The sequence below is a fragment of the Embleya sp. NPDC020886 genome (assembly GCF_044333915.1).
Taxonomy (GTDB): Bacteria; Actinomycetota; Actinomycetes; order Streptomycetales; family Streptomycetaceae; genus Embleya.
In genome coordinates this window covers 1-26,009 of the sequence record NZ_JBIRRX010000027.1, presented here as the reverse complement: position 1 = coordinate 26,009, position 26,009 = coordinate 1, and the positions used below count along the sequence as shown (strand labels likewise).

21 protein-coding genes and 3 pseudogenes are annotated in these 26,009 nt (G+C 70.6%); 10 read left to right on the top strand and 14 right to left on the bottom strand.

The window, feature by feature from the left end; genetic code table 11:
- Positions 1-64: 64 nt before the first annotated feature.
- Positions 65-799 (bottom strand): aspartate/glutamate racemase family protein, encoded by a 735-nt coding sequence (locus ACH4U8_RS44355; protein ID WP_395784336.1) that lies wholly within the window; start codon positions 797-799, stop codon positions 65-67.
- A gap of 58 nt (positions 800-857) precedes the next feature.
- A complete protein-coding gene (locus ACH4U8_RS44350; RefSeq protein ID WP_395784268.1) occupies positions 858-1,895 on the bottom strand; it encodes a P1 family peptidase in 1,038 nt (345 codons plus the stop codon).
- 563 nt (positions 1,896-2,458) lie between these two features.
- Here ACH4U8_RS44350 and ACH4U8_RS44345 point away from each other — a divergent pair.
- From ACH4U8_RS44345 to ACH4U8_RS44320, 6 genes and pseudogenes are all read left to right on the top strand, one after another.
- Positions 2,459-3,892 (top strand): amidase family protein, encoded by a 1,434-nt coding sequence (locus tag ACH4U8_RS44345; RefSeq protein ID WP_395784266.1) that lies wholly within the window; start codon positions 2,459-2,461, stop codon positions 3,890-3,892.
- On the top strand, positions 3,850-4,398 hold the full coding sequence (locus tag ACH4U8_RS44340) for an STAS domain-containing protein (RefSeq protein ID WP_395784264.1): 549 nt from the start codon (positions 3,850-3,852) through the stop codon (positions 4,396-4,398). The genes ACH4U8_RS44345 and ACH4U8_RS44340 overlap by 43 nt, the downstream gene beginning before the upstream one ends.
- A pseudogene (locus ACH4U8_RS44335) lies at positions 4,350-5,002 on the top strand (MEDS domain-containing protein). Before ACH4U8_RS44340 ends, ACH4U8_RS44335 begins: the two are co-directional and overlap by 49 nt.
- Entirely contained in the window at positions 4,990-5,328 is a 339-nt protein-coding gene (locus ACH4U8_RS44330) for an ATP-binding protein (protein ID WP_395784262.1), read from the top strand. The pseudogene ACH4U8_RS44335 and the gene ACH4U8_RS44330 overlap by 13 nt, the downstream one beginning before the upstream one ends.
- 1,155 nt (positions 5,329-6,483) lie before the next feature.
- Entirely contained in the window at positions 6,484-7,347 is an 864-nt protein-coding gene (locus ACH4U8_RS44325; RefSeq protein WP_395784260.1) for an RNA polymerase sigma factor SigF, read from the top strand.
- Positions 7,348-7,531: 184 nt separating this feature from the next.
- Positions 7,532-8,749, top strand: coding sequence for a phosphatidylserine/phosphatidylglycerophosphate/cardiolipin synthase family protein (locus ACH4U8_RS44320; RefSeq protein ID WP_395784334.1), 1,218 nt, complete (start codon positions 7,532-7,534; stop codon positions 8,747-8,749).
- A 176-nt stretch (positions 8,750-8,925) separates the two neighbouring features.
- Here the strand turns inward: ACH4U8_RS44320 and ACH4U8_RS44315 are convergent, their stop codons facing one another.
- Together ACH4U8_RS44315 and ACH4U8_RS44310 are read right to left on the bottom strand one after the other, a co-directional pair.
- On the bottom strand, positions 8,926-9,081 hold the full coding sequence (locus ACH4U8_RS44315; RefSeq protein ID WP_395784258.1) for a hypothetical protein: 156 nt from the start codon (positions 9,079-9,081) through the stop codon (positions 8,926-8,928).
- Between the two features lie 273 nt (positions 9,082-9,354).
- Positions 9,355-9,684 (bottom strand): MarR family winged helix-turn-helix transcriptional regulator, encoded by a 330-nt coding sequence (locus tag ACH4U8_RS44310; RefSeq protein WP_380018090.1) that lies wholly within the window; start codon positions 9,682-9,684, stop codon positions 9,355-9,357.
- A gap of 124 nt (positions 9,685-9,808) precedes the next feature.
- Between ACH4U8_RS44310 and ACH4U8_RS44305 the strand changes: the two genes are divergently transcribed.
- Entirely contained in the window at positions 9,809-11,299 is a 1,491-nt protein-coding gene (locus tag ACH4U8_RS44305) for an MFS transporter (protein ID WP_395784256.1), read from the top strand.
- Between the two features lie 1,068 nt (positions 11,300-12,367).
- Here the strand turns inward: ACH4U8_RS44305 and ACH4U8_RS44300 are convergent.
- On the bottom strand, positions 12,368-13,372 hold the full coding sequence (locus ACH4U8_RS44300) for a helix-turn-helix domain-containing protein (RefSeq protein WP_395784254.1): 1,005 nt from the start codon (positions 13,370-13,372) through the stop codon (positions 12,368-12,370).
- Positions 13,373-13,425: 53 nt separating this feature from the next.
- Between ACH4U8_RS44300 and ACH4U8_RS44295 the strand changes: the two are divergent.
- Positions 13,426-13,647 (top strand): annotated as a pseudogene (locus ACH4U8_RS44295) (IS110 family transposase); the annotation flags it as partial.
- Positions 13,648-13,662: 15 nt separating this feature from the next.
- Here the strand turns inward: ACH4U8_RS44295 and ACH4U8_RS44290 are convergent.
- The 3 genes from ACH4U8_RS44290 to ACH4U8_RS44280 form a co-directional block, all read right to left on the bottom strand.
- A complete protein-coding gene (locus ACH4U8_RS44290) occupies positions 13,663-13,896 on the bottom strand; it encodes a hypothetical protein (RefSeq protein ID WP_395784252.1) in 234 nt (77 codons plus the stop codon).
- 35 nt (positions 13,897-13,931) lie between these two features.
- Positions 13,932-14,612: an SAM-dependent methyltransferase gene (locus ACH4U8_RS44285; protein ID WP_395784250.1), complete on the bottom strand. Its 681-nt coding sequence runs from the start codon at positions 14,610-14,612 to the stop codon at positions 13,932-13,934.
- Positions 14,613-14,891: 279 nt separating this feature from the next.
- Entirely contained in the window at positions 14,892-17,879 is a 2,988-nt protein-coding gene (locus ACH4U8_RS44280) for an NACHT domain-containing protein (protein ID WP_395784248.1), read from the bottom strand.
- 95 nt (positions 17,880-17,974) lie between these two features.
- On the opposite strand from ACH4U8_RS44280, the pseudogene ACH4U8_RS44275 reads away from it, so the two are divergent.
- Together ACH4U8_RS44275 and ACH4U8_RS44270 are read left to right on the top strand one after the other, a co-directional pair.
- Positions 17,975-18,947, top strand: a pseudogene (locus tag ACH4U8_RS44275) (TniB family NTP-binding protein).
- Positions 18,948-19,052: 105 nt separating this feature from the next.
- Positions 19,053-20,051, top strand: coding sequence for a tetratricopeptide repeat protein (locus ACH4U8_RS44270; RefSeq protein WP_395784332.1), 999 nt, complete (start codon positions 19,053-19,055; stop codon positions 20,049-20,051).
- 432 nt (positions 20,052-20,483) lie between these two features.
- Here the strand turns inward: ACH4U8_RS44270 and ACH4U8_RS44265 are convergent, their stop codons facing one another.
- The 6 genes from ACH4U8_RS44265 to ACH4U8_RS44240 all read right to left on the bottom strand — a co-directional run bounded on the left by ACH4U8_RS44265 (position 20,484) and on the right by ACH4U8_RS44240 (position 25,965).
- Positions 20,484-21,638: a hypothetical protein gene (locus tag ACH4U8_RS44265; RefSeq protein WP_395784246.1), complete on the bottom strand. Its 1,155-nt coding sequence runs from the start codon at positions 21,636-21,638 to the stop codon at positions 20,484-20,486.
- Positions 21,631-21,927, bottom strand: a complete 297-nt coding sequence (locus ACH4U8_RS44260) for a hypothetical protein (RefSeq protein ID WP_395784244.1) — start codon at positions 21,925-21,927, stop codon at positions 21,631-21,633. The genes ACH4U8_RS44265 and ACH4U8_RS44260 overlap by 8 nt, the downstream gene beginning before the upstream one ends.
- 661 nt (positions 21,928-22,588) lie before the next feature.
- Complete coding sequence (locus tag ACH4U8_RS44255; protein ID WP_395784243.1) at positions 22,589-23,209, bottom strand: hypothetical protein; 621 nt, start codon at positions 23,207-23,209, stop codon at positions 22,589-22,591.
- 7 nt (positions 23,210-23,216) lie between these two features.
- Positions 23,217-23,732: a hypothetical protein gene (locus ACH4U8_RS44250; RefSeq protein ID WP_360317839.1), complete on the bottom strand. Its 516-nt coding sequence runs from the start codon at positions 23,730-23,732 to the stop codon at positions 23,217-23,219.
- Positions 23,733-24,499: 767 nt separating this feature from the next.
- Positions 24,500-25,084 (bottom strand): hypothetical protein, encoded by a 585-nt coding sequence (locus ACH4U8_RS44245; RefSeq protein WP_395784241.1) that lies wholly within the window; start codon positions 25,082-25,084, stop codon positions 24,500-24,502.
- A gap of 56 nt (positions 25,085-25,140) precedes the next feature.
- Positions 25,141-25,965 (bottom strand): class I SAM-dependent methyltransferase, encoded by an 825-nt coding sequence (locus ACH4U8_RS44240; protein WP_395784239.1) that lies wholly within the window; start codon positions 25,963-25,965, stop codon positions 25,141-25,143.
- Positions 25,966-26,009: the final 44 nt, after the last annotated feature.

Genomic DNA, 26,009 nt, shown 5'->3' with positions numbered 1-26,009 from the left:
CGTCGTCGCGATCAGCGGCACCGACGTCGATGACGGTCAGACGTCTTTCGCCGCCGTGCCGCTTCTACGCCCGGTGTCCTCGACTCGAGGACACCGGGCCGGGCGGACGGACGGCGACGCGTGGGGAACCGCGCAGACATGTCGGCGCGTGGTCCACCAGGGCGGCCGTCGAGTCGACGATCGGCAGGATCGCCTGCGCTCGGGCCGTCATCAGCGGAATCTCCGTACAGGCGGCGACCGCCACCTCGGCTCCGTCGCCGCACAGCTCGCGGGCCGCCTCGGCGATCGCACGTGAGGCCCGGTCGAGGTCGCCTCCGCCCTTCACCGCGCGGATGGCCGCGTCCACGAGCCGTTCCTGGGCATCCGAACGTACCCCGAGGATGTCCAACCCCAGCCGCTTTCCCGCCTGCTCGTACAAGCGGGCCGCGCGAGTCCCGCGCGTGGCCAGGACACCGACACGCCGCACGTCGGGCCGCACCGTGCGACAGGACCGCAACGCGGCGGTGATCATGTCGAGGATGACGACATCGGTGTGCTCACCCAATTCGCGCACGTACGCGTGGGCCGTGTTGCACGGGATCGCCACGCACGTGACCTCGGCCTGTTCCAGCCGGCGCAGGCCGGCGAGCATCGCCGGGACCGGGGAGGGTCCTCGGCCCAGCAGTGCCCGGGTGCGATCGGGCACGGACGGGTCGGCCCAGATGGCGACCGGAAGGTGATCCTGGTCGCTGTGCGCGGGGGTGCTTTCGATCAGGCAGCGGTAGAAGTGCGCCGTCGCCAAGGGACCCAGGACTCCCAGCCGGGGCGAGGCGCCGCCGCGACAATGGCGGCGGGGTGACCGGGAGCGGTGGGGGCGTTCATGCCACGGCTCGGCGGACGGCCGCGTGGGGTAGGGCGAACGCCTCGCGCCCGGAGGGGGTGCGCACGGTGCCGGCCGCCAGGAGGGCGTCCAGGACGGCTTCCTCGACGGCGTCCATGGTCGCGGAGAAGGCCGTGTCCAGGAGCGCCGGGGCCACGGACCGGGTGTCGCGCGTGGTCGAGAACGCGAGTCCGTAGTCGCCGCTGCCGTGAGCGAACGCCGCGCCGACCCGGCCGAGAGCGAACACGCCGCGGCCTGCGATCCGGGTCAGGTCGCGAGCGGAGCACGGCAGATCGGTGGCGACCACCACGACGCACGAACCCTCTTCGGTGACGGGTCCGGCGGTGGGCAGGCCCAGACAGGACGGCGTCAGGAGCCCTCCGCGGAACCGCAGTTCCCCGGACATGTTGGCTTGGACGAGGACCCCCACCATCGCCTCACCCGTAGGTGTGGAAAGGCGGCGGGACGCGGTCCCGATGCCCGCCTTGAAGCCGAGCGCACACGCGCCTGTCCCCCCGCCGACGCTGCCCTGGGCCACGGGTCCCGGCGATGCCGCGTCGAGCGCGGCGTGCACGTGGTCCGCGGTCAACGGGCGCGGGCGCGTGTGCGAGAGCCAGGAGTCGTTGATCTCGCCCACGACCGGATTCAGCGAGGTCGGCGGAGTCTTCGCCCGGCCCAGGACCCAGGTGAGCAGGGCGTCGGCCGCACGGAACGTCGACATGGTGGACGTCAACAGAATCGGCGTCTCCACCTCGCCCAGTTCCATTACCTGAGTGGCGCCGACGAACTTGCCGTACCCGTTGCCGACAAAGAACCCGGCCCGCAACGAGGCATGTGTCGCCGGCGCGTCGGGGACGATCGCCGTGACTCCCGAGTACAGGCCGACGGTGTCGTCCCACAGGGTCGTGTGGCCCACGCGCACACCACCGACATCGGTGATCGCGTTGAGTGGCCCGGGCGGCCGGGGGCCCACCACGTGGCCGAACTCCCGGACCCGTGATCGTGCGAGGTCCGAGCCCGCGACGAGGTCGTTCATCGGCGGGATCCCATTGCTTTGTCCGATCGCGTGCACATGGTCAACACTGTCCGTCACGCCGAACAGGCGCCGCACCGTCGCGCCGAACGAAAGATGCCGCCCCCGTCCGTGGCCGGACACGAACGTTTCCTGGCCGCCGGGTATATCGACCCCGCGACGGCGCGGGGATTGCTCCAGGTTCCGCGTCCACCACAGGAACGTGACCTCGTCGGCCCAGCGGTCCTCGCCCTGACCGGGCGGCGATCCGCGGGCAACCCGGTCCGGTCGCCCACACGCGGGAACTACCCACAACCGCCCGGCACGTCGATCGGCTCGAACCGTCCCCGCCACGGACGACTCTCGTCGAAACGCGTCGACGGCTCCATGGCCTCGTGCGCGGGCAACGCCAACACGACAACCTCGGCATCCATACCCGACGTCGACGTCGCCCGACTGCGCGACGACCACCGGGAGGCAGCGTGGGTCGTGCCGGGGGCATGATGCGGCGAAATACCGCGTGACGGCGGCCACTTCACGGTACGTTGCGATCTTCCATCGTCCAGCACAACGGTCAGGGGACAGTCGTGGTCTCATCGGACGCTCAGGCCGGGGACTTGTGCGCGTTCCCGGCCCACGAACTCGCAGCCCTGATACGCAGCCGCCATGTCTCCGCGCGCGAGGTCGTCCTGGCTCATCTGGAACGCCTGAACGAGGCCAACCCCCTCGTGAACGCGATCGTGACCCGCATCGACGACCGCGCCCTGCAACGCGCCGAGGAACTCGACCGCCGCATCGTGCACCACGGCCCCGTCGGACCGCTGCACGGTCTCCCGGTGGCGCACAAGGACGGGCTTCCCGTCGCCGGGGTGCGTACGACCTTCGGCTCGTTGCTGTACGAAAACCACGTTCCGACCGTGTCCGCCCTGGTGGTCGAGCGGCAGCACACCGCCGGAGCCATCACCATCGGCAAGACCAACATGCCGGAGTTCGGCATCGGTACCCACACCGCCAACGCCGTCTTCGGCATCACGAGAAACCCGTACGCCCCGAACCTCACGAGCGGAGGAAGCAGCGGCGGCGCGGCTGCCGCGCTTGCCTGCGGCATGGTGGCGCTTGCCGACGGGACCGACCAGGGCGGCTCCCTGCGGAACCCGGCGAGCTTTTGCAACGTAGTCGGGCTTCGGCCGACTCCCGGACGTGTGCCGATGGTCCCGACACGCAGTGCGTGGTTCGACCTGCCGGTGGTCGGCCCCATGGCACGAACGGTCGACGACATCGCGCTGATGCTGTCCGCCGTTGCCGGCCCGGACCCGCGGGACCCGTTCGCCCTACCGGAGGGCGCCGACCGTTTCGCGGTGTCGCTGGACCGCGACTTCGCCCGGGTCGCCGTCGCGTTCGGACGCGATCTCGGCGGGCTGCCCTTCGAGGATTCGGTGCTCGTCTCGTTCTCCTCGACGCGCGCGGTATTCGAGGCGATCGGCTGCGATGTCACCGACGACGAGCTCGACTTCACCGGAGCCGAGGAGGTCTTCCGGACGTTGCGGGCGTGGGGGCTTGCAGGGTACGCGGACGACATCCGGCGCGGCGGCGACCTCGTTTCGGAGTCCGTGCGAGCGGTCGTGGAGCACGGAAGGCGGATCACCGCGGAACAGATCGCACGGGCGTACGCCCTGCGCACCCGTCTGGCATGGCGGGCCGCCGCGTTCTTCGAGCGGTACGAATTCCTGGTGGTTCCGGTATGTCAGACCACGCCGCAGGCCGCGGACGTGCCGTGGGTGCGGTGCATCGGCGGTGTGGAGATTCCGGACCAGGTGGCGGGCATGCTGTCGACCGCCCTGCCGGCGACCCTGCGAGTTCCGGTGGTCGCCGTACCGTGCGGATTCGACGATGCAGGTCTGCCGTTCGGGGTGCAGATCATGGGACGGCCCGGAGACGATCTCGGCGTCCTCCAACTGGCGAAGGCAGTGGAGACGGCGTGCGGCGCCCACCGGCGCAAACCCGTACTGAAAGGTTCCTGAGGACACCGGACCGAACCGCGGGCCGGGGGTCGGGCGTCGGCGACCATCGGAACCGGGTACGGCCGCCCGGGTCGCGGCAGGCGGGGTGGTCCGCGTCCGGCGCGTCGAACGCATTCGGCGAGCGGACACGTATCGTTCGGCGAACGGCGCGCGCCGGGGCTGGTGTCGGTGGCAGGGTGGGCGAGTGGCCTTCGTGGGATCCTCGTATCCGCCTCGTGGCGTGGTGTGCGGGCTGTGCCCCCGCGACGGCGGTGAACCGGTACGGCCTCGACGGCGCGTGCGCGCGCCGTCGAGGTTGTGCCGATGGTGACCTCGTGGTCGACGTGTCGTCGTTGGAGTTCATCGACGTCGCCGGTGTGCGCACCCTCGTGGAGGCCGCCCGCGCACTGGAGCAGGGAAGGCACCTGATCGTGCGCCGAGCCTCCGAGGATCTGTGCGACCTGGTGGAACTGGCAGGATGGGACCGGGTACCCGGTCTGGCACTGGAGAAGGTGGCGGCCGGATGAACACGGTCACGGAATTTCGCCACGACGCGTTGCTCTACGCGGGCCTGGACGACTTCGTCGAGCGCACCGCGGACTTCGTCCGGACGGGCCTGGCCGCCGACGAGGCGGTCGCCGTCGCGGTCGTCCAACCCCGTGCCGGCGCGCTGCGCGAGGAGCTTTCCGCCGACGCCGACCACGTCACCTGGATCGACATGGAACGCGTCGGGCGCAACCCCGCGCGCATCATCCCGGCTTGGCAGCAATGGACCGGGGAACAGGCAGCCGCGTCTTCCGCGGCATCGGCGAACCGATCTGGGCCGGCCGCGACGACGACGAACTCGCCGAGTGCCGTCACCACGAGACCCTGCTCAACCTCGCCTTCGACGGCGTGCCCTGGCGACTCCTGTGTCCCTACGACACCACGACCCTCGAACCCGACATCATCGACGCGGTCCGCCACTCCCACCCGCAGGTCCTGGACGGTGCAGCCCGCACCGAACACCCGCATCCCCGACCCGACCACTTCGCGGCGACCCTGCTCGGCCCCGCACTGCCCCCCCCGCCCCGGGGCACGCCGAAAAGCTCACATTCGGCTCCGGTGAACTCGCCGCCGTGCGGGCCCTGATCCGGCGAACCCTGTCCGACGCCCCCCGCCCGCAGCTCAACCAGGCGCTCCTGGCGATCGGAGAGGCCGCGGGCAACAGCCTGGTGCACGGCGGCGGCACCGGCACGATCACCCTGTGGCGACAGGACACCCACCTGATCTGCGAGATCCAGGACGCCGGCCACGTCGTCGACCCGCTCGCCGGCCGCCACCGGCCCACGCCGGACCAGGACGGCGGCCGCGGCTTGTGGATCGTCAACCAGATCTGCGACCTGCTCCAAATCCGTTCGACCGACAAGGGAACGACCCTACGGCTGCGCGTGAACGTGGCCTCCCCGGTCACATAGGGCCCATGCACGGCCACCGGGCCCCGGCAAGATCGTTTCGGCCGTGCCCCCTTGATGCGCCCTGCGGACTGCTCGGCAGGGACCCGCCGGCGTCGGGAGGAGCTGCGTGCAGACCGCCGGGGGAAGGCCGGTTTCGATGTGGACACGGGTCCGGGCCGCGGCGGGGCGGTCTCGTCCGGGGTCGCCACCCGGTCGGCGAGGAGCCCCAGGGCATCGTGCGGGGCGGTGCCTGGTTCGGCGGTGTACGCGGTGAGCGCTCGGCGGGCCGCCGGACCCGCCCATGGAATCGGGCGAAAGGCCGCGCCCGGATCGAGGCACCGGGCCGGGCGCGCGTGTCGGCGCGCGTCGGGGCGAGGCCGTCGATGTCGGCCCAGACGGTCTTTCCGGTCAGGCGCAGCCGAACACCCCAGTCGGTGGTGATCGTGTCGAGGATGCGCAGGGGCCGAAGCCGCCCTCGTGTTCGGGGCCGGTGTCGCGACGGGTCGGCATCCCGGGATCGGTGTCGGTCACGGACGACCGCACCCCGCTCCCGGGCCGGCGCACGGCCACGACCACGCCCCCGTCGGTGTGCGCCCGAGCGTTGGACACCTCCGACACGACCAGGACGGCCGCGGCCACGCGATCCTCGTCCCAACCCCAGTCGGCGAGGGTGGCTCCCACCGCTTCGTGGCCCCGGGCGCAAGCCCCGGTCCGTCGCGGCACGCGCCACCGGACGAGGGAACGACGGCGTGGACGCATGACCTTCCTCACAAGCACGCGGGCGGGCGGACGGTGCTTCGGGTCGACCCCGACCCGCGGGCACGGGACGGCTCGCCCGCGTCCTCGTCCGGACGGTCCACGAGCCCGGGATCGCAGGGGGAGACCACGTATCCACCACAAGGGCCGTGACCTGCCCTTTCGTACACCATCGGCGATCCTTCCCCGAGGCCGACGTCGCCGTCCCGCACACCTGCCCGGCGACCCGCACCTCAGGCGTCGCCCGATCGATCGACCGGCGCTCGGCGCCGTGAACGCCGTATCGGACGTCGCCCTCGGCGGGAAGAGGCACGTGTCACTGCCTGCGGCGCGGAATCCGGCCCCCGAACGGGTGTACCCCTCACGGCATGGGGCACAATGCTCCGGCCCACAGCCGCACGAACGCAGGAGGACGCCGACATGAACCGCACCGCCGCGACCACCTCCTTGGCCCCCGACGCGACCGCCGCCGAGGACGGCGCGCTCGTCGGCCTGCCGATCATCGATGACCCGGGCGGTGTCTCGGCGGCCGACGCACGGGCGATGTCGAAGGTGCTGTTCGACCGGCTGCGGGTGCTCGAGGAGGGCACGCACGAATACCAGTACGTGCGCAACACCCTGATCGAACTCAACATCCCCCTGGTCCGATTCGTCGCGGGGCGCTTCCGCTCGCGCCCTGAGACCACGGAGGAGATGGTGCAGGTCGGCACGATCGGCCTGATCAAGGCCATCGACCGCTTCGACCCCTCCTACGACGTCGAGTTCCCCACCTTCGCCGTCCCCACCATCTCCGGCGAGATCAAGCGCTTCTTCCGCGACACCTCCTGGGCCGTGCACGTCCCGCGCCGTCTGCAGGAACTACGCCTGGAACTGGCCAGGGCCCGCGACGCGTTCACCACCGAGCACGACCGCGAACCCACGTCCGCCGAACTCGCCGACAGGCTCGGCATCCGCGTCGAGGAAGTCGTGGAGGGCCTCGCCGCGGCCGCGGGCTACACGGCGTCCTCCCTCGACGCCCCGGCCGGCGACGACGGCCCCGCCGAGATGCACGCCTCGCGCGCCTCGTTCGTCGACCCCGGATACGACCTCGCCGAAAACCTGCACACCCTCAAGCCGCTGATCGCGGCTCTCCCACAGCGCGAGCGCGACATCCTGTCCATGCGCTTCGGCCAGGACCTGACCCAGTCCCAGATCGGGGAGCGCCTGGGCATCTCCCAGATGCACGTCTCCCGCCTCCTGGCCCGAACCCTGACCGGACTGCGCACCCGACTCCTCGCCGACTGAAACCGATCGAGGCACAAGATCCCCGGGACCCACCGCGTCGCCTCGTTCGAGACCGCGCACGGCGGACCTTCCCGGGCACCGCATCGGTCACATCGTTCCGATGACCCTGAGCACCACCGCCCAACTGCCGATCCGTCTGCGGATGACCGACGTGCTCGCCATCCCCATCGTCGGAAGGTGCCGCATGAGCACTCGGGAGAACACGGAACACCCCGACGGCACCGACGCGACGGCCCGGGGCGATATATCGGCCCGCAAGCAGCGCCTTCGCCGACGACTGGAACGCCTGCTGGGCATGGCGGCCACCGAAGGCAACGAACTCGTACCCTTGCGCAACGGTGATGCGATCTTCCCCGCCATGCTCGACGCGATACGCGGCGCCGAGCACACCGTCGACATGATGACCTTCGTCTACTGGCGAGGTCGGATCGCCCGCGACTTCGCCGCCGCGCTCGCCGACCGGGCCAGGGCCGGCGTGCGGGTGAGACTGCTCCTCGACGGCCTCGGCGCCAAGGAGATCGAGCGGGACCTCCTCGACGTCACGGACGACGCCGGTGTCCAAGTGGCCTGGTTCCGCAAACCGTTGTGGCTGTCGCCGTTCAAACAAAACCATCGCTGCCACCGCAAGGCCCTCGTCGTCGACGAGCACACCGCCTTCACCGGCGGCGTCGGCATCGCCCAGGAATGGTGCGGCGACGCCCGCAACCCCGACGAATGGCGCGACACCCACGTCAAGGTCCGCGGCCCGGCCGTGGACGGGATCGCCGCCGCGTTCGCCCAGAACCGGGCCGAATGCCACGACGAACTCTTCGACGACCGCGACCGCTTCACCGGACACGACCGGGTCGGGACCTCGATCGTCCAGGTCGTGCGCGGCTCGGCCGGCGTCGGATGGCAGGACATGCAGACCCTCATCCGCGTCATGCCCACCTCCACCGAACAACGTTTCCGCCCGGCCACCGCCTACTTCGCCCCCGACACCTACTTCGTCGACCTGCTGTGCGCCACCGCCCGCCGCGGCGTCACGGTGGAAATCCTGCTCCCCGGCCCCCACACCGACCAACGCGCCTGCCGACTCGCCGGCCAGCACCACCACACCCGACTCCTCGAAGCGGGCGTATCCATCCGCCAGTACCAACCGACCATGATGCACGCCAAGATCACGACCGTGGACGGAATGGCGTCGCTGATCGGCTCGACCAACTTCAACCGCCGCTCCATGGACCACGACGAGGAAGTCATGCTCGCCGTCCCGGACGAGACCTTCACCGCGGAACTGGACCGGGACTATGACGCGGACCTCGAACACAGCATGACCATCGACCCGGACCGCCGGCGGCGTCGAGCCCCCGGACAGCGTCTGCGGGAGGCGGCGGTCCTCCCCATCAGACGATTCCTGTAGCCACCCGAAACGATCGATGGGGTCGCGTACCGACGGAGACCGGCGAAGATTCGCTCAAGACGGTCGTGGCCGCGCCCCGGCACCTCTACGCCCTCTGGCATGTTGCTGCCAGGGACGGGCCGGTCGAAAAGGTCGACGCGACCGCGCCGGACGTCCGCCGCGAGTGATGCGCCCGTTCAGGCCGCGGGTTCACCGGTGTGACTGTCGTTCTCGTTGGGCGACTGCCGGGAGCGGCGGACGGCGGCAAACACGCCCAGCACGATTCCGGCGCCGATCAAGGGCAACCCACGGGCCCAGACGTCCGCTTCGACGCGGACGAACGGCGCAAGCACGTCACCTCCGTGATCGGGGACGTCGACGCCGGCGAGACAAAGACGTTCCCTCCGGGGAGCGTCGTGTACGACGGGCCCGCCACCTATGTGTTGGCTTGCCTCCCCGGCCTGCCGCGTCCGGACCTGGAGAGGGCGGGCTGCCTGGTCCACGCCGTGCCGTACCACAGCAGCAGCGCGTGGTAGAGCGCGTCGTCGCCGCGGCGGAAGGCGGCGCGCGGCGCGCATCCGGTCGGTGCGGCGGGCTGCCGTCTCGGTCGCGGTGGATCCGGTCGGCTACCGGCGCTCTTGCTGGGCGGCGAGGAAGCGTTGCAGATACCCGTGGAAGCGCTGCACATCGTCGGCCGACCAGTCGGCGGTGAGCTCGGCGAAGACGGATTCTTGCCACTGGTGGGCAGAGGCGAGCATCTTTGCTCCCTTGTCGGTGACGAGGAGTCGCCGTTGCCTCGCATCGGTGGGCGAGGCGACCTTGCGGAGGTAGCCGCGTTCGACCGCCTGGGTAAGGAACCGGCTCGCGCCGGACTGGTCGATGCCCAGTTCGTCGGCGACCGCATTGACCGTGGCGCCCTCGTCGCCTTGGCGGGCGGCGACGGCCTCGGTGACCATCACGTCGCGTCCGCGCTCGGCGTCGATGCCCCGACCTGTGCCGGTCCACCGACGTGACCAGTACCGCACTACGCGGAACAGCGCGTGTCCCGCCCCGGGACGTTCTGCGGGCTCCGGTGTCTTCGTGTCCACGCGGAACAGTCTATGCGATACGCATGTACAGTGTAGTGTATGCGTATCGCATAGATCTGGAGGGGTGATGAAAACCGAGACGCCACCAAGGTCAGGCAACCGCCGGGCAGTTCCGGCGCGTGTCGAACTGGCGTTCTTCGCACTGCTGCTCGGGATGCTGCTCGCCCAGCTCGACACGAACATCGTGGTGGCGGCTCTTCCGGGGATCGGCGACGACCTGGACGCCGGACCGGCGATCGCGGGGGTGACCGCCGCGTATCTGCTCGCCGTCACGGTCACGACGCCGATCGCAGGCAAGCTGGGCGACATCCTCGGCCGGCGCGCGGTGTTCGTCGGCTCGGTGCTGGTCTTCGCCGCCGGTTCCCTGGCATGTGCTCTGGCACCCTCGATGCCGCTGCTTGTCGCGGCTCGCGCCGTGCAGGGCATCGGCGGGGCCGGGCTCATCGTGACGGCGGTGAGCACCCTGGGCGTGCTGTTCGACAAGACCGAGCTGATCCGCCGGCAGGTGTGGCTCACCGCGGTCACCGCGATCGCGGCACTGGCCGGGCCTCCCGTCGGCGGGTACCTCTCCGCGTGGGCCGGCTGGCCGGCGATCTTCCTGGTCAACCTGCCCGTCTGCGTCCTCGCCCTCGTGATCGGGTGCCGCGGTCTGCCGGGCAGGTCCGGCAGGACCAGCCTGCGTGGCTTCGACCTGGCCGGAGCGGTGCTCATGCTCGTGGCGACCTCCGGCATCGTCGTGCTGGGATCGTTCGAGGCGATCGCCGGCTCCGTCGTCCCCTCGGCGGCGCTTCTGGCCCTCTCCGTCCTCGCGACCATCGCGTTCGTCGGACGCGAGCGGCGAGCCGCGGACCCGCTCGTCCCTCCCGCGATCTTCGCCTCGCGAGGATTGTCCCGGTCCATCATCGTCACCGGGATCGGTGGAGCCGCGCTGTTCGGAACGTTCACCTTCGTTCCTCTGGCCGTGAACGCCGGCACCGGGTACGACATGTCGACCGTCTCGACCCTGCTGGTCGCCCTCACCGCCGGCCAACTCGTCATCACCGCAACCTTCTCGGTCGTCGCGCGGAAGTTCCCTCGCATCGTGCCCTGGGGACGGCTCGGTCTGATGCTGGGTGTGGTGGGCCTGGGCCTGCTCTCGATCCTCCCTCTCGGGAGCACCTGGCCGAGTGCTCTCGTGCTGGGGATCGCGCTTGTGGGCCTGGCGCTGTCCGGTGCCGCCCTGGGTCTGCTGATGCAGGCGTACACGCTGCTCGGCATCACCTCCGCCCCGCCCGCGCATTTCGGCTCCGCGATGGCCACACTCACCCTCGCCCGACAACTCGGTGGCTCGATAGGCGCCGCCGCGTTCGGCTGGCTGCTCATCATGATGTCCGGCTCGTCGGACGCCACCGTCGCGATCCTGGCTGTCGCCGCCGTCCTGCTCGCGATCGGGCTTGTCGTCGCACCACGTCGCCGTGACGAATCCGAGGCCGAGAGCACATGATCGTCCGGCAGTATTGACACCCGATCGAGAAGCAGACCGGCTCGGAGGCCTGCGAGGTGGGCCTGCGATGTCGGCGTCGATCGCGAAAAAGGCCAGGACTGCCGGGCGCGCGTTCGGCCCACGCGTCGAGGCCGAGGAGGACGAGCGCGGCGGCGGGGTGGAGGGGATGTGCCGGTGCTGTTGCGGGACGACCGGCTCGCCGGCGCCGCCGGTTCCACCCGACGAGCCCGATGGCCCTCGGGGAGGAATACCGCACATCTCGAATAGCGCTCCCCGCCAGTCGGTGCCGCCTGGATCGCGGCCGAACGCCGGCGAGGTCGGGCTGGATCTGCTCGACGGACTCGCCGTTCACGCGGCGCCGCAGCACGGTGTGCGGCATGTCGTCGGTGACGACCGGCGGTCGGCCGCCGTGCCTGCCCTTGCGAGAGGCGGTGTCGTCGTCACCTTCGGCGTTGGGCCGGAAACACCGGCTACCGATCCTTGGGTACGCTGTCGGGCTTCCGGCGATTGGCACACCCCGCCCCTTGGGCCGTTGCGCTGGCCGAGTGCGTTCCTGTGTCGTTCCAGGTGCGCGAGCATCACGAGTGCGGTCCGCAGTATCAGCGAGTCGGATCCGTCGAAGGGCAAGGCCCCGCCGGACAATTCCGATGGCCGGGTGCCGCCGGAGCCGTGCACGCGGCGCCGCGTCCTGGGCGATCCTGATCGGCACGTGCGACGACGACCACGGCCTCGTCCGCGAAGGCGGCCCCGACGCCTCGCCGACGAACTCCTCGCAACCCGGGACCGATGGATCGACGTCGGGCGGATCCGGCTGTACGACTACGGCATGACCGTCACACCCACCGAGCAGTACGTGTGGGCCGGTGATCCCGACACCGGACGCCGATGGCCGATCCGGGACCCGGCACCGATCGGGAGTCGATCCCACAACGAGCTACGACCCGCACGGCCGTGACGAGCGACCCGGGCAGCGCCGTACCGTTCACGGCCTTGGCCTGTACGAACCAGCTGCGCCGCGGCAAGGGCGTCGCTTGGTGGTGTGCCGGGCCGGTGGGTGCCGACCGCGGCTCAGCCGCCCGATATCCGCACGGCCGGCCACAGGTCGCACTGCGCCGCAGCGGAGCGGAGGTCGAAGCCGAGGCGTTCGCCGAGTCGCCCCAGGCGCTTGCGCAGTCCGGCCTCGGACAGGACGAGGGCGGCAGCGGACGCCGGAGCCCGGCAGTCATGGGCCGGCCACACCCGCAGGGTCTCCGCGGAGGCGGCGCGGGACCCGCCGCCGACCGGATCCGATGTGACGGGAGCGAGCAAGGCCCGAGCCCAGGCGCGTAGTTGCGGCTGTCGGATCACGTCCTCGAAACGGGGCGGGGCCGTGGCAGCGCCCCCCGCCGAGGCCGGAGCCCTCGGCGGCAGCGCGTCGAACCTCAGTGCGATGTCCGCCACGGCCTGTCCGCCCGGCCCGGCCAGGTCGACCCCGAGCAGTTCGCCGACCAGGCGCAGCCGCGACGCCAGGGTGTTGCGGTGGACGTACAGGCGCCCGGGCGCAGCGCGACCGACCGCGAGCCACACGCGGAGCGTTTCCACCAGATCCTCGCCCGACGGATCCTGAGGGCGGGCGCCGCGGTGTGCACGGGCCGGGGCCAGGAACTCGGCGGCCCACCGTCGCCCCAATGCGCCCACGAGCGGCGCCAATCCGGGCTCCGTCGGACTCTCGGCCGCCACATGGGCGCGTCCGGGGACCGGACCGGCAAGCTTGGCCAGGGCCTGTCCGTAACCGAGCGCGAGGCCGGCCACCGGCACCTGCGCACTCGCGGCGACGCGGTACCGGCCCGGCAGCGCGCCGTGCAGAGCGGCGTGCAGATCGGATGCGAAATGCGTCGCGGCCGCCGGCACGAGCAGCAGGGCATGGCCGGCCTCATAAGGGCATGGCCACGTCCACGCCGCGGTTCCCCCGGCCATGGAGCCCGCGAGGTCGGCCGTGACCGCAGTGCACACCTGGACCGCGCGGGCCCGGTCGCGGGAATCGGTGGCGACGACGAACACCCGTGCGGGGTCCGGGAGCGGGATCCCCGCCATCCGCGCGACACGGCTCGCCGCCGCAGGGTGTTTGGGCTCGCTGTTGGGCAGGCGCTTGTCGCAGAGGAAACAAGCAGCTCAAACGCGCGTTCTTCCTGTCCGCTTTCGCGGCCCTGGCCGACCCCGCGTCCCGCAGTTACTACGACCGGAAGATCGCCCAGGGCAAGCACCACACCCAAGCGCTGCTCTGCCTCGCCCGACGAGGCACCGACGTGCTGTTCGCGATGCTCCGCGACGGCACCTTCTACGAACCCCGACCCGTTGCGGCTTCATGACGCTGTATCGACCGGTCAGTCTTCGGGGCGAAGCCGTTCACGAGCGGCCTCAAGCCGCTGGTTGTAGTCAGGCGCGAACAACTCGGGCAGGGCCTTGTCCAGCGTCCCGGCGATCCTATGGATCGGCGCCCACACCGCCGGCTCGTCCACGACACGGCTGAGATCGGTCATCTGGAGCCGATACAACCAGTCCGACAGCACCAGAGCCTCGTCACTCGTCAGCGTGATCGTCACTTGACCGTCACCCATGCACACCCCCACAACTCGACCCCGACCACACGAACCTACTGACCCCCGACCTTGACCAACCCATAGGGGCACCCCCCGCGGCCTGCGGTCCCGCAGGCCGACCGCTGCCGGCCGCCCCGATCCGCCACGGCCTGATCGCCGCCTGCCGGCGCGGCGCGCCCGCGCAACTGCCGTCCGCCGTCGACGGGATCCTGGACGGACTCCACAGCGAACCCGAGGACCTCGACTTCGCGGAGGTCCCCCGCCCCAGCGCCGCCCTGCCCGCCGACCTCGCCTGCCTGCCCCCTGCCGCCCCTGAGCCACCCCACCCGGCGCCGCGACCGGTCCCGGACCGCGTCCCCCCGAGGCAGGCCGGGACCGGCGACGCCGGGGGGCGAGTCCCCCCGCCCCGGGGCGACCGCGCCGAACCGCGACCGCGCCGGGCGGTTCACCGTTTGCGGGCGACGGCCCCGGGTCGGCCGCGCGCGCACCCGGCTGGCGTCGACGTAGGCGGTACGCCCGCCCGCGCCGCTGGTCAACAGGGCGTTCGCGTGCGCCAGGACGATCGGGTCGTCGTCCACGTACACCACCCGCGCCGACAGGTCCGCGTGCTGCGCGACGTCGTGGACGTTGCGACCCTCCACCGGTATCCCGGTACCGATGGCGACGAACTGCCGGACACCCTCGCGCGAGGTGCGCCACCGCCCGCAACAGGAACGCCCGGCTCTACCGGGCATCACGCCCAGAGTCGGCACCGACGCCGACGCCGTCCTCGGCCGCGACCCGGTCCGCGTCGAAGTTCGTGCTCCCGCCCAACAGGTGGTCGCACACGCGTGCCGGATGCGCGCAATCGAAATCGATCTGCGCCCGCCCCCACCCCCGTACTCGCCGTCGCCCGTCCTCATCGCAAACCACACCCTTCCTCGTGGGTCGATCCGGGTCGCCGCCGGGATCGGGACGACCCGGTGGGGCCGCGCGGGTCCGGACCGGACACCCGGACGCTGCGTGGTTCGTCCTCACGGGTTCGACGCCCGCCACACCAGGCACTCCCGTTCGAAGGTGACCTGCCCGGCGCCGGCGCGGAGACGGTCCACGAACGCGTCGTCGTCGGGACCGAGTTCCAGGCGCAGGAACCGCAGGCTGGTCATCCCCGCCAACGGCTGCGGGTCGTGGATGGAGGAGTGCCGGATGTCCAGGTGCGTCAACCGGGGAAGCGCCGTGAGGATCTCGAGGTCGGCGGGGCCGGAGCAGTCGTACAGTTCCAACGCCTCGAGGTCGGTCAGCTCCGCGACGGTGCGCAGATCGCCGCCGAGATCACAGGCCTCCAGCCTCAACCGCCGCAGTCGGCGCAGCCCCCACAGCACGCCCTGTGTCGCCCCGGGCCACGTCCAGAGGTTTCGGACGGTGAGGGCGCGCAGGCGCGGGAGCGCGGACAGGAACGTCGTGGTCGGCTCGTTCCAGTCCGTCACGCAGGTGCTCGTCGCGAGCACGCCCAGGTCGGGGCGGCGGCCCAGGAGCGTCACGTCGTCGACGTGCAGGTCGATGTCGTCGGTCTGCATCGTCAGCAGGACGTCGTCGATGTAGCGGTCGGTGTCCAGGACCGAGTTCACGGCGGTCGCGACCACGGTGCGCACCACGGGTGAGGGGTGTCGGCGCGTCCGGCGCAGCAACGGGATGGCGTCGTCGCCGGCCTCGGTGAGTGCGCCGCCCAGGATCGCGGTCAGGAGCAGGGGGTCGACGGCGTCCCCGGCGGCGTCGAGGTGGTCGATGAGCAGGTCCATGGCGAAATCGCCCATGGCGACGATCTCTCGCGTCTGGTCGTATCCCGCCGGGGGCAGGAGCGAGCGGGTGCGTTCCAGTACCGCCGCGCGTACTTCGGGGTCGACCATCGCGGCGTCGGTGATCGCCGCGCCCGCGAGCATCCACGGGTGCCCGCTCTCGTGCCGTTCGCCGGCGGACAGCAGGCCGCGCAGCAGTTCGGACTGGACGCGGGGCGGGGTCTGCGCGCGGGCCGCGGCCATGACGATCACGTCATGGTAGAGCGGGTCCTGGGCGTGCGCGAGCAGGTGGCCGATGTGGCGGCCCTCGATCATCTCGGCCGCCGAGAGGTAGTCCTGGAAGCTCGCGTGCACGAACTCGACGACGCCGGCCTCGGGTTCGTGCAGGACGCCGGACCGGCGCAGGAGGTGTTCGAGGAGTTCGTCGGTGGTGTAGGGGTCGCCGGTGTGGGGTGGGGTGAGCCAGGGTCGTCGGGTTTCGACGAGGGTGTGGGCGACGTCGTGGGGTATGGAGCGGCGGCCTTCGAGGGTCATCCAGTGGGCGAGGGCGGCGAGGAGGCGTTCGGCCTGGTCGGGGTGCAGGCGGACGCGGGAGGCGGTGATGCCGCGGGCGCGTTCGCGTCCGCCGAGCATCATGGCCAGGGCGGAGCGGTACAGGGCGGTGCGGCCTTTGGGCAGGATGCCGTCGGAGTTGCGGTGCAGCGCGCACACGAGTGCGCACAGGAGCGGGCTGGTGGCCAGGCGTGCGAGGTCGTGGCGGGATTCGAGGATCGCGACGAGGGCCTCGGCGGTGGCGTCGAGTTCGGTGGCGTCGCCGCCGCGGCGGGCGTGGGTGCGGTGCCAGCGGCGGACGCATTCGTGGACCTGGCCGGGTGTCATGGGGCGCAGGTGCGCGAGGGCGTATCCGGCGTCCTCGGTCAGGCGGGTGAGGCGGTGTTGCGACAGGGTGTCGGGGCGGGAGGTCAGGACGTAGGTGGCGTTGGGGTAGTCGACGCCGAGTTGTTCGACCCAGTCCAACGCGCGGGCGCGGTGTTCGGGCGGGAGTTCGTCGACGCCGTCGATCAGGACGGTCGCGGAGCCCTCGCGAAGCCGGCGCGAGACCCATCCCTCGGGTTGTTCGCCGGCGAGGGTGGACCCGGTGGCGGTGGTGAACTCCTCGACCACCGGCAGGACCAGGCGCCCGTCGTGCACCAGGGACCGGAGCTTGACGAGGAAGGGGGTGCGCTCGCCGCCCCAGGGGTGGTCGTCGTCCAGGCAGCGCACCGCCAGTCGTCGCAGCAGCGTGGTCTTCCCCGAACCCGCCGCGCCTTCCAGGACCAGACGGTTGCGGCGGGACAGGACGTCGTCGATCGAGGTCCCCCGTCCCGGGGCGCGCACGTACAGGACCCTGTGCTCCGGGGCGGCGTCGCCGTCGACGGCGCCCAGCAGGAACATCGCCCGGGCGTCGGGAGGCGGCTCGGTGTCCGGGAAGATCCCGAAGTCCACGTGCTCGGGCCCGGCGGGTGCCGGTTCCCGCCGGCTGCCGGCCTGCGGGCGGGCACCGGCACCCGTGCCGTGCAGCGGCAGGTCGACGTAGGAGGTCGTGAGCGCGTAGACGGATTCCTCGGCGGTGAGTTCGCCGACGCCGTACAGGCGGGCCTTGTCCAGCCCGGGCCGTACGCCGCGTGCGTAGCGGGCGCGGAACGCGGCGTCGCGTTCGTCCTCGGTGGCGGGCAGGCGGTCCAGTATCGCGCCGGTCGTGCGTGCGGTCTCCAGGATGGTGCGGGTCGCGAACTCGCCCTGGCGGCTGAAGAACTCGACGACGTGCGCGCAGCAGGCGTCCACGAGGGTGTCGAACGCGTCCCGCGCGCTACGGGTCGGCAGGGTGGGGACGGCCGCGGCGCGCGCGGACAGGGTGTGGCGCAGGCGGGTGGGGTCGAGGTGGGTGGCCTGGACGTCGTCCATCGTGACCGGTGCCGCGAACAGGGCGTCGACGGCGGCCAGGACCGACTCCCCATCGTCGGGCGGCAGGTGGGAGAAGTCCGGGTCGGCGTCGGCCAGGCGCTGCGCGAGGGTCCGGCCGAGCACGGTCAGGTCCTTGTCCCGCAGGGTGCGCCCGGAACGCTTGAGCACCTTGCCCTTCGCCGCGGGCCGCTCCACGGTGTGCGCGCCCTTGGGGGCGGCGAGTACCCGGGACGCCATGCCCACCACCGCCGACGCCACCCGAACCCCCGACGCGAACTCCACGAGACCCGTTCCCCCTCGACGTGTTCGCCCGGCCACTCCTCGCGGGCCGCGCCCTGGGAACAGAGTGTGGCGCATCACGGGACGAGCCGGGCCGGATCACCGAAACGCGTGCATGGCGGTCAGCGGCCGGCGCGCCGCCACGCGGCCGGGAGGAACGCCTGGCCCCCACTCGGCGTTCGTGACCGTCCGTACCCCGACCATCGACACCCTTTCCACGAACGTGCGCACGCTGATGATCCCGGGCCGTCACCAACGGACCACCGCCCGGCCGTCCCTGATCGTCACCGGGCCTGCCGCCGCGGGCAAGACCACCGCGCTGCTCCATGTCGGGCGCGCCTGCCACCTCGCCCACACCACGCGAAGCCGCGCGGGCGACGGCGCGGGGATACCGGTCGCGTACGTCCTGGTGCCGCCCGCGGCGACCGCGAAGACCCTGGCGGCCGAGTTCGCCCGCTACCTCGGCGTGCCGATCACCGACCGGATGACCCAGGCGCAGATCACCAACGCCGTCCGCCACGTGTACGGCGAGGCGGGAGGCGGCTGGTGATGATCGACGAGATCCACCGGCGGGGCCCGCGCACCACCGCCGGCGCGGAGACCGCCGACCTGTTGAAGGACCTCACCGAACGCATCGCGGCGACATTCGTGTACGCGGGCATCGACGTGGCCGCCACACCGTTGTTCGCGGGAGTGCGCGGGGCGCAACTCGCGGGCCGGGCGGCGTTGATCGACTGTGGGGCGTTCCCCGCGCGTGTGGGTGGGGCGGAGCCGTTCCTGGACCTGGTCGCCGCGATGGAGAACGCTTTGGACCTGCGCGCCCATCGGGCGGGAACACTGCCCCGGTAGGTGTCGTATCTGCATGCCCGCACCGCCGGGCGGATCGGCAGCCTGGCCCGGCTGGTCCGCCAGGCCGCGATCGGCGCGATCCTCGACGGCACCGAACGCATCACCCGAGGCGGCCTGGACGCCGTGCGCATCGACCACCTCGCCGAGGAGCACCATCGGCCTCGCAACCCCACTCGGGCGCGCGCAACGCCCGCGCGCGCAACGGCGCGACGCGTCCCGTGAACGCGAACGGAAAGGCACGCGGGAGCGGGAAGGCACGCAGCGGGAGCAGACACGAAGGCGACGGGGGCGGCGGGGAGCGCCTCGGCCCGGGCCCGACGCGGCGATATCCGCAACTGCCGCCCTCGGGCGCCCTGCGGATCGCGCCCGTGGCGCCTGTCCGACTACCCCCGGGCGGACGCGCACGCCCGTCGGGCGCTGTCCATGTTCGTCGACCTCCACGACGTCCTTGGCCAGGCGAACGCGCACGCGGACCTGGCCAACATCGAACACCACCGCGGCCGGTATCAGGATGCGGCCGTCCGCGCGGGGCAGGCCCGCGCCTTGTTCCTCCAGGCAGGCGACACCCGGGGCCACGCCGACAGCGAGGGCGTTCTCGGCATGCTGGGCCGCCTCACCGGCGACTATCGCGGCGCACTCGAACATCTGGACCTGGCCCTCACCCTCTTCACCCGCATCGGGAACGAACGCAACCAGGCCTGGATCCACATCGAACTGGGAACGGTCGGCCGCCAGACCGGGGCGTACACGCAGGCTCGACACCACTTCCACCGCGCCCGCGACATCTGCGACCGCACCGACGACGCGGTCAAACGAGCCTGGGCCGACCGCGAACTCGGCATCCTCGCCCGCATCACCGGGAACTGGGACGAGGCACTGACCCTCCTGTCCGCCGCCCTACGCGTCTTCACCGACCTCGGCAGCCGAAGGAACATCGCCGACGCGCTCGTGGAGCTGGGCTCCCTGCATCGAGTGAAAGGTGAGACGACTGCCGCACGAACATCCCTCGAGCGAGCGTGGGGCATCTACGTCGACATCGGGAACCGACGCGGAATCGCCTGGACGGAACTGGAATTGGGCACTCTCGACCGGCTCACCGGGTCCGCGACGTCCGCCCGGGAATACATCGACCGGGCTGCCGCCCGCTACGCGATCGTGGGCGACCGATCGGGAATCGCCAGGACCCACTACGAACTGGGCTGCCTCGCACAACTACGAGGCGAGGATGCCGTCGCGCGAACACAATGGGAGACCGCCCTCGCGCTGTACGCGGCGATGGGATCTCCCGAAGCGAATGAGACACGCACCCGACTGAACACCCTATGAATGGGACCGCTCTCCGGGCCTCGGCAGCGCTGAGATCCGCGTCCCGGTTCCGCAGGCACCCAGGTACATGTTCGCGGCCCCGAAGCTGATCGTCCACTACGTGTTCGAGCACGAGTACCTGCCGCCGGAGGCGTTCGGCGTGTTCGGGTCCGCGGCGTGCCGGAGTCGTCGTCGGACTCGGGATCGTTCTCGATCGCGGCCCGCATCTGGGCCAGGACGGCGTCGGGAGGCGGGTTGGGCGCGTCGTGTCGGGCCGCGCGGGGCGTTTCCGGCCCAGCCCCCTGGGGCGGTCTCGCGGCGGTGTCGGCGTTTGGTCGCCGCGTGGCGAATCCGGGTCGGTTCGGCCGCGCATGTCGTGGTGACCGGATCCGCCCGGGTCGTCTCCTCGCGTTTCGGTCCGTCTTCGTCGTCGGCGCGTCGGACACGGCTGGTCTATATGACCGACCACGCCGAACCCGACCACGATGTACGAATGTATTCCTGTCCCGAGAAGACCCAATACGTATTCATGTCATCCGGCATCTGCATCACGGCATCGATCCTTGCCGCAAATTTCTGGTAGGCGCCGAGCCCGCCCCAGTCACTCAGCGGCATCGGTGCCTGTACCACGGTATCTATGTGGTTTTCCCCGCCCGCCACATGGATACGAATGAACTGCGCGCCCGAAAAAACCCAATACTCGTTCACGTTGTCCGGCGTCCGCGCGACGGCATCGATTCGTGACGTAAACTGCGGAGAACTTCTACTGAAAGCACCCCAGTCCCTCAGCGGCATCGGTGCCTGTACCACGGTATCTATGTGGTTTTCCCCGCCCGCCACATGGATACGAATGAACTGCGACCCCGAGAAGACCCAATACTCGTTCACGTTGTCCGGCGTCCGCATCACGGCATCGATTTGCGTCGTAAACTGCGGAGAACTTCTACTGAAAGCACCCCAGTTACTCAACGGCCTCAAACCCTGCTCCACGGTATCTGTGTGGTTTTTTCCGCCCGCCACATTGATACGAATGAAGTGCGACCCCGAGAAGACCCAATACTCGTTCACGTTGTCCGGCGTCTGCATCACCGCGTCGATTCGTGTCGTAAACCCCGCTTTCCTGAAAGCGTTCCGATCACTCAACGGCTTCGGGCCCTGGACCTTCTTCCCGTCGGTGCCGGTGAGGCGGGCGGCGACGAGTGCGCCGGCCGCCGCGGCCAGGGTGGCGCCGCCGCCGAGCAGGACGGTGCGACGGCTCGGTGCACGCGAGGTGGTCGACGTGTCCCCGGTCCCGGCTCCGATATGGACCGGTGTGGGGTGTGGGGCGGAACCGGGTCGCGCCGGCGCGCCCGGGGGCTGCCCGGGGAGGTCTTCATCGGAGGGAGTGGGGTGGTGCCGGGGATCCCACAGGCGCCGGGCCTGTTCGAGGCCCTGCTCGTCGACGAGTTGAATGATGTTGATGTTCTGGTCACGGCCAATGTTGGTGCCGCCGGTGTTCTGCTGGAGGTTCCCGCCGACGGTGTTGTTGCCCGCGTCCTGCGCGGTTTCGGTACGCCGCGCGGGGCGCCGACGGAGCAGGCGTCGGGGGTCCTTCCGCGGCTCACCCATCCTGGCGCTGCCCGAAGTCGCCGTCGATGTCGTTCCCGCGCGCTTCCTGCTCCGCGGGCCCCGTGGACGTCTGGGTGAACGAGCCGCAGACCCTGTTGTCCTCGGCCCGCTGGCGCCGGACCGGCGCGGGTGCCACCGGGAGCCACCACTGCACCGCGACCCCCAGCACGAGCAACACCACCGCGGAGACCCACCACCGCGTCGGCTCGGTGGTGAGGAGCCCGGTGGCCACGTTCACCATCGCGGCGACCACCACCGCCCCCACCGCGCCCACGAAACGCTGCACCATCGGACTCATCCACGCCCCCCGGCAAGACCGAACACCCGCCACGAACGTCGCGTGGGGAACCGGCCCACGGGCGCGGGCCGACCTCACGGGACCCGGGCATCCACCGGCCGCCGACACCGTTCTCACACGGGAAGGCTTCCGCCCGCCCGGCCCCCTACCCACCGACCCTAGAGCCGCAACAGGACGAAAGTCCGGGTGATCGCACATCCGACATCGGACGACCCGACCTCCCACCGCCACGATCGGCCGGCCGAAGCGGCGGCACAACGGCCGTGTCAGTGGGCGCGGCCGGGCGCTCGTGCGGCTTCGAGGTGTTGGTCGCCGAAGCGGGGCAGCGGTGGAACGTGCGTACTTCCTCGGGTTCGACGACCGAACGCGGACGGCGCCGCGTGACGCTCATGCCGGGCCGCGCGGGCGGGGCTGGGCCGGCGGCGTCCCCGGCCGAGCGAAAAGGGGCGTTCGGGTATCACGGAGCCGGCACGCGCCGGGGAGGCGGTGGACCGATCCGCCGATCCCGGAAAGAACACGAGTGGCCGACGTGGGAATCGAGAATTCGACTGCCGTAGTGTTTCTTTGCGCCGGCGGCCGGCATCCAGGTTATTCGGCCGTATACGTCGATGCGGAGCGGGCCGCCGAGTCGTCGGCGCCCGCTCCCGGTCGACTATTGCATGTTGGTGCGGTCGAGTCGCTTCAGATCCGCGTCGGTCAGTTTGAGCTTATTGTTCGGCAACGACTGCGGTGCTCCCTGGCCGTCCAGGGTGTACTGACCCTGAATCGGTGTGAGCACCGATGCCGGAGCATCCGGGTACGTGTTCAGGAACAGCAGATAGGGGGTTCCCGCCTTCAGGGACGTGGTCTCCTGGGACTCGTATGTGGTCTTTCCCAGGGTGCCACCGAGTTGCTTGACCTCGATGACGTCCCCGACCTTTCCGGGGCCCTTGTGCAGCTCGGTGATCCGCACCCGGTGGACAGTCACCACGACAGGCTCCCCGGGCTCTTCGGTCGCCTCCGTTCCGGCCTGCGGGTTGAGCTTCGGATCGTTGCTGTCCACGACGATCGGCGCCAATTCCCTGACTTCCGATCCCGGCTGGACGACACCGCTCACCACCGAGTCGGCGGTCGCGTACATTTCGTCGGACGAAGCGAATTCCGGGAAGGCCGCGTGATACGAGACCCGGTCCGAGGCCGACGACCCGCTGTCGCTCGAACCGCAGGCCGCCACCGTCGTGACGAACCCCGCGGCGCAGATCAGGGAAAGGATTCTCCTCTTCATGCCACACACCCGTTCGTCAGTAGATTCGGTTGACTTCGGCGATGTCGTACGCGGTCGGCTTCACCAGCGTGCTCCAGGACTGGTACTTCATGATGGAAGCCTTCGAGGTCGACGGATTGTCGGCCAGGCTGAGGCCGTGACCCAGCTCGTGCGAGAAGATCCGGGTGACCATGTTGTTCCAGTTGGTCGCGTCCCTGTTGATGGTTCTGCTGTTCATCTTGATGGTGAAGGTACGACTGCTGTTGCGCGGCCCCTTGGATGTGGTCAACCCATACCAGGTGTCCGAGTACGACTTGACCGTCAACGTGTTGCGGGAATTCGACAACGTACCGATCGCGACCGGCGTCGCCGTACCGTTCCAGTTCGAAATCGCCCGGACGAGAGGCCCCTGCCATGTGCTGTTGTAGTCGAACGTCCGTATGTCGAAGTCCGCGCGCGGCATTCCACCGGACCAATATGTGGCGTGTGCCGGCCCGGAAGCCGCCGGAATGATGCAGACCGCCGCCACGGATGATATGGCGATCATGCGCACCGGGTGCGATATACGCATTCTTCTCCGTTCCCCCGCTGTTCGTATATCGGTGAAAGGGATGCCCCGGTCGCCTCCTCGGCGTTTCGAGAAAGTGAAAGGGACGCCCTCTGCCGGCAGCATCCCTTCGATTCCTCCCCGACGTCAACGGCTTTCCTCGCGACGACTCCGAGGGATTCGGACGGCCGACCCGGTCGAGTGCACGGGTACAGGCGTTTTGCCCTGCTCCCTCCCGTGCCGTTGTGCGCGTTCGGTGCGCGTTCGTACGGATTCACAGAACAGATTCGGCACGGAGAAAAGCGATGGGGAGCCCTGAGGGATCGGGAGAAGGGCGCGAGGGAGCCCGAGGGGGGTGTGAGGGAGAATCGGGAATGGGATTCGCATCGATGGATTCGCATCGGACGTCACCGACTCCGCCATGGGCTGTCCGGATCGGTCCGACGCCGCACGCCACCGGCCGCCTCCCACAAATGGCCGAGGTACGTCTTGCCCGGGCCACGCCGCGGTGACGGGGTGCGGCGCATGCCGCCGACGGCGACGGCGACGGCTTGGTGGATGGTCCCGGCGTAGCGTTCCTTCCACGCTTTGGTGCTCAGCTCGGCGCGAACGCGAAGCCGGTGGCCCCGACCTGCTGCGGAGTGCTGTTCGGCCGGACCGGTGCGATCACACGGATTCCGCGTTCGACCGGGCGGTGAGCAGGGGTTCGGCGGAGGAGTATCCCGATCCGTGTGTGCCCGAGCCGGGTGTTCGAGACGAGCGTCGGCACTCCGTCAGCCCGCCGGGGCGTCGGCGGCCGCGGAGAACCAGTCGGGGCTGTATCTCTCGTGCACGAAGGCCAGTACGCCCCCGGGGCCGTGCATGGTGTACGTCTTGAACACACAGAGCCGGCCGGGGCCCGCGGGCCATCGGACACGGCCGACGCTGTGCAGTTGCCGGACCGTGGTGAGCCCGGCCCGGCTCAGGGCGAATCCCAAGGGCTGTTCCGGGTCTGCCATGGCCGCGTCCATGCGAGGGTCGCGTGCCGTCGGCGCGACGACCCTGTTGAGGGAGATCGTCGCACCGTCGGGTGTGAGCAGGCGGCTGTGGCGCGACCAGCACGGCTGTTGGCCCGGCAGGCGCAGTGCGGACACCGCTTCGGTGTCGCCGAGGGCGTTCGCGTGGGTCTGCTCGATGGAGTCGGCGCGGATGTCCAACGGCTCACGCAACGCGGCCTGGAGGAGCACCGTGGTCAGGCCGTCTCCCGCCAGCAGCATGCGGGTGGCCGGGGAAGCGAATCGTGCGATGCGCGCGTCCAGGCCCTGCGGGCACCGGCGAGGGGGCGGGGCAACGGCGGGGGCGGGGGCCGTCTGGGGCACGGGGACAACCTTCGCTGGCAGGTGTGGTGTTCGTAAGCCGGGCGGTCGGGAACGCGTCACGAGTGGACCGTGTGCGGGTCCCGGGGCGAGGGGAGCGGCATGCGTCCCCATGCCGTGCGCAGTTCGAAGAACTGCTCCCGGGTGTCGGGCCGGCGCACGTGGTCGAGTGCCTCCTCGAACGCGGCCGGCCGCATCCCGTGGGTGAGGAGGAAGTGCCGGGACTGGCGCAGGGTGCCCTCGACGAACTCGGTGAAGCTGCGGTCCACTCCCACGACCGGCCGGTGCGTGTGTACCCCGATCTCGGTCAGCCCCAAGCCGGCGAACACCTGCGCGTACCGGTCCGCGAAGTACAGGTCGCTGCCGATCACCTCGGCCATCATCCGGAAGTGCCCCGTCACCGCCGCGCGGTAGTGCGGGTGCAGCAGCTGCGTCGCGGGAAGCACGACGGGGTCGGTGAGCACCAGCAGACCACCCGGCTTGAGCCAGGAGAGCATCCGGGGCAGCAGGTCCTCACGCTCGCGTACATGCGTCAACACCAGACGCGCATGCACCAGATCGAACCGGCCCGGCCGGAACCCGGGATCGGTGATGTCCGCCCGGAGCACGTCCAGTTCACCGGAACACTCTCGAAGGAACGCCGTGTCGCGGTCCACCGCGGTCACCCGCGCCCCCACCTGCCGGCTCAGCCAGCGGCCGAGGGTGCCGGTCCCCGCTCCGACGTCCAGACAGTGCCGGCCGCGCGCAACGCCGAGTCCCAGCAGCACATCCCGACTGATCGGGTCCAACGCGCGGGCCAAGGCGCCCAGACGCTCCCGCTCGCCGTCGCGGGCGGAGGAGAACAACACATCGCCGTACCGCTGCGCGGATGAGTCCACAGTCATGCCCCGACCAACGATCCATCGGTGCTTTCGTCACCTCGAACGCA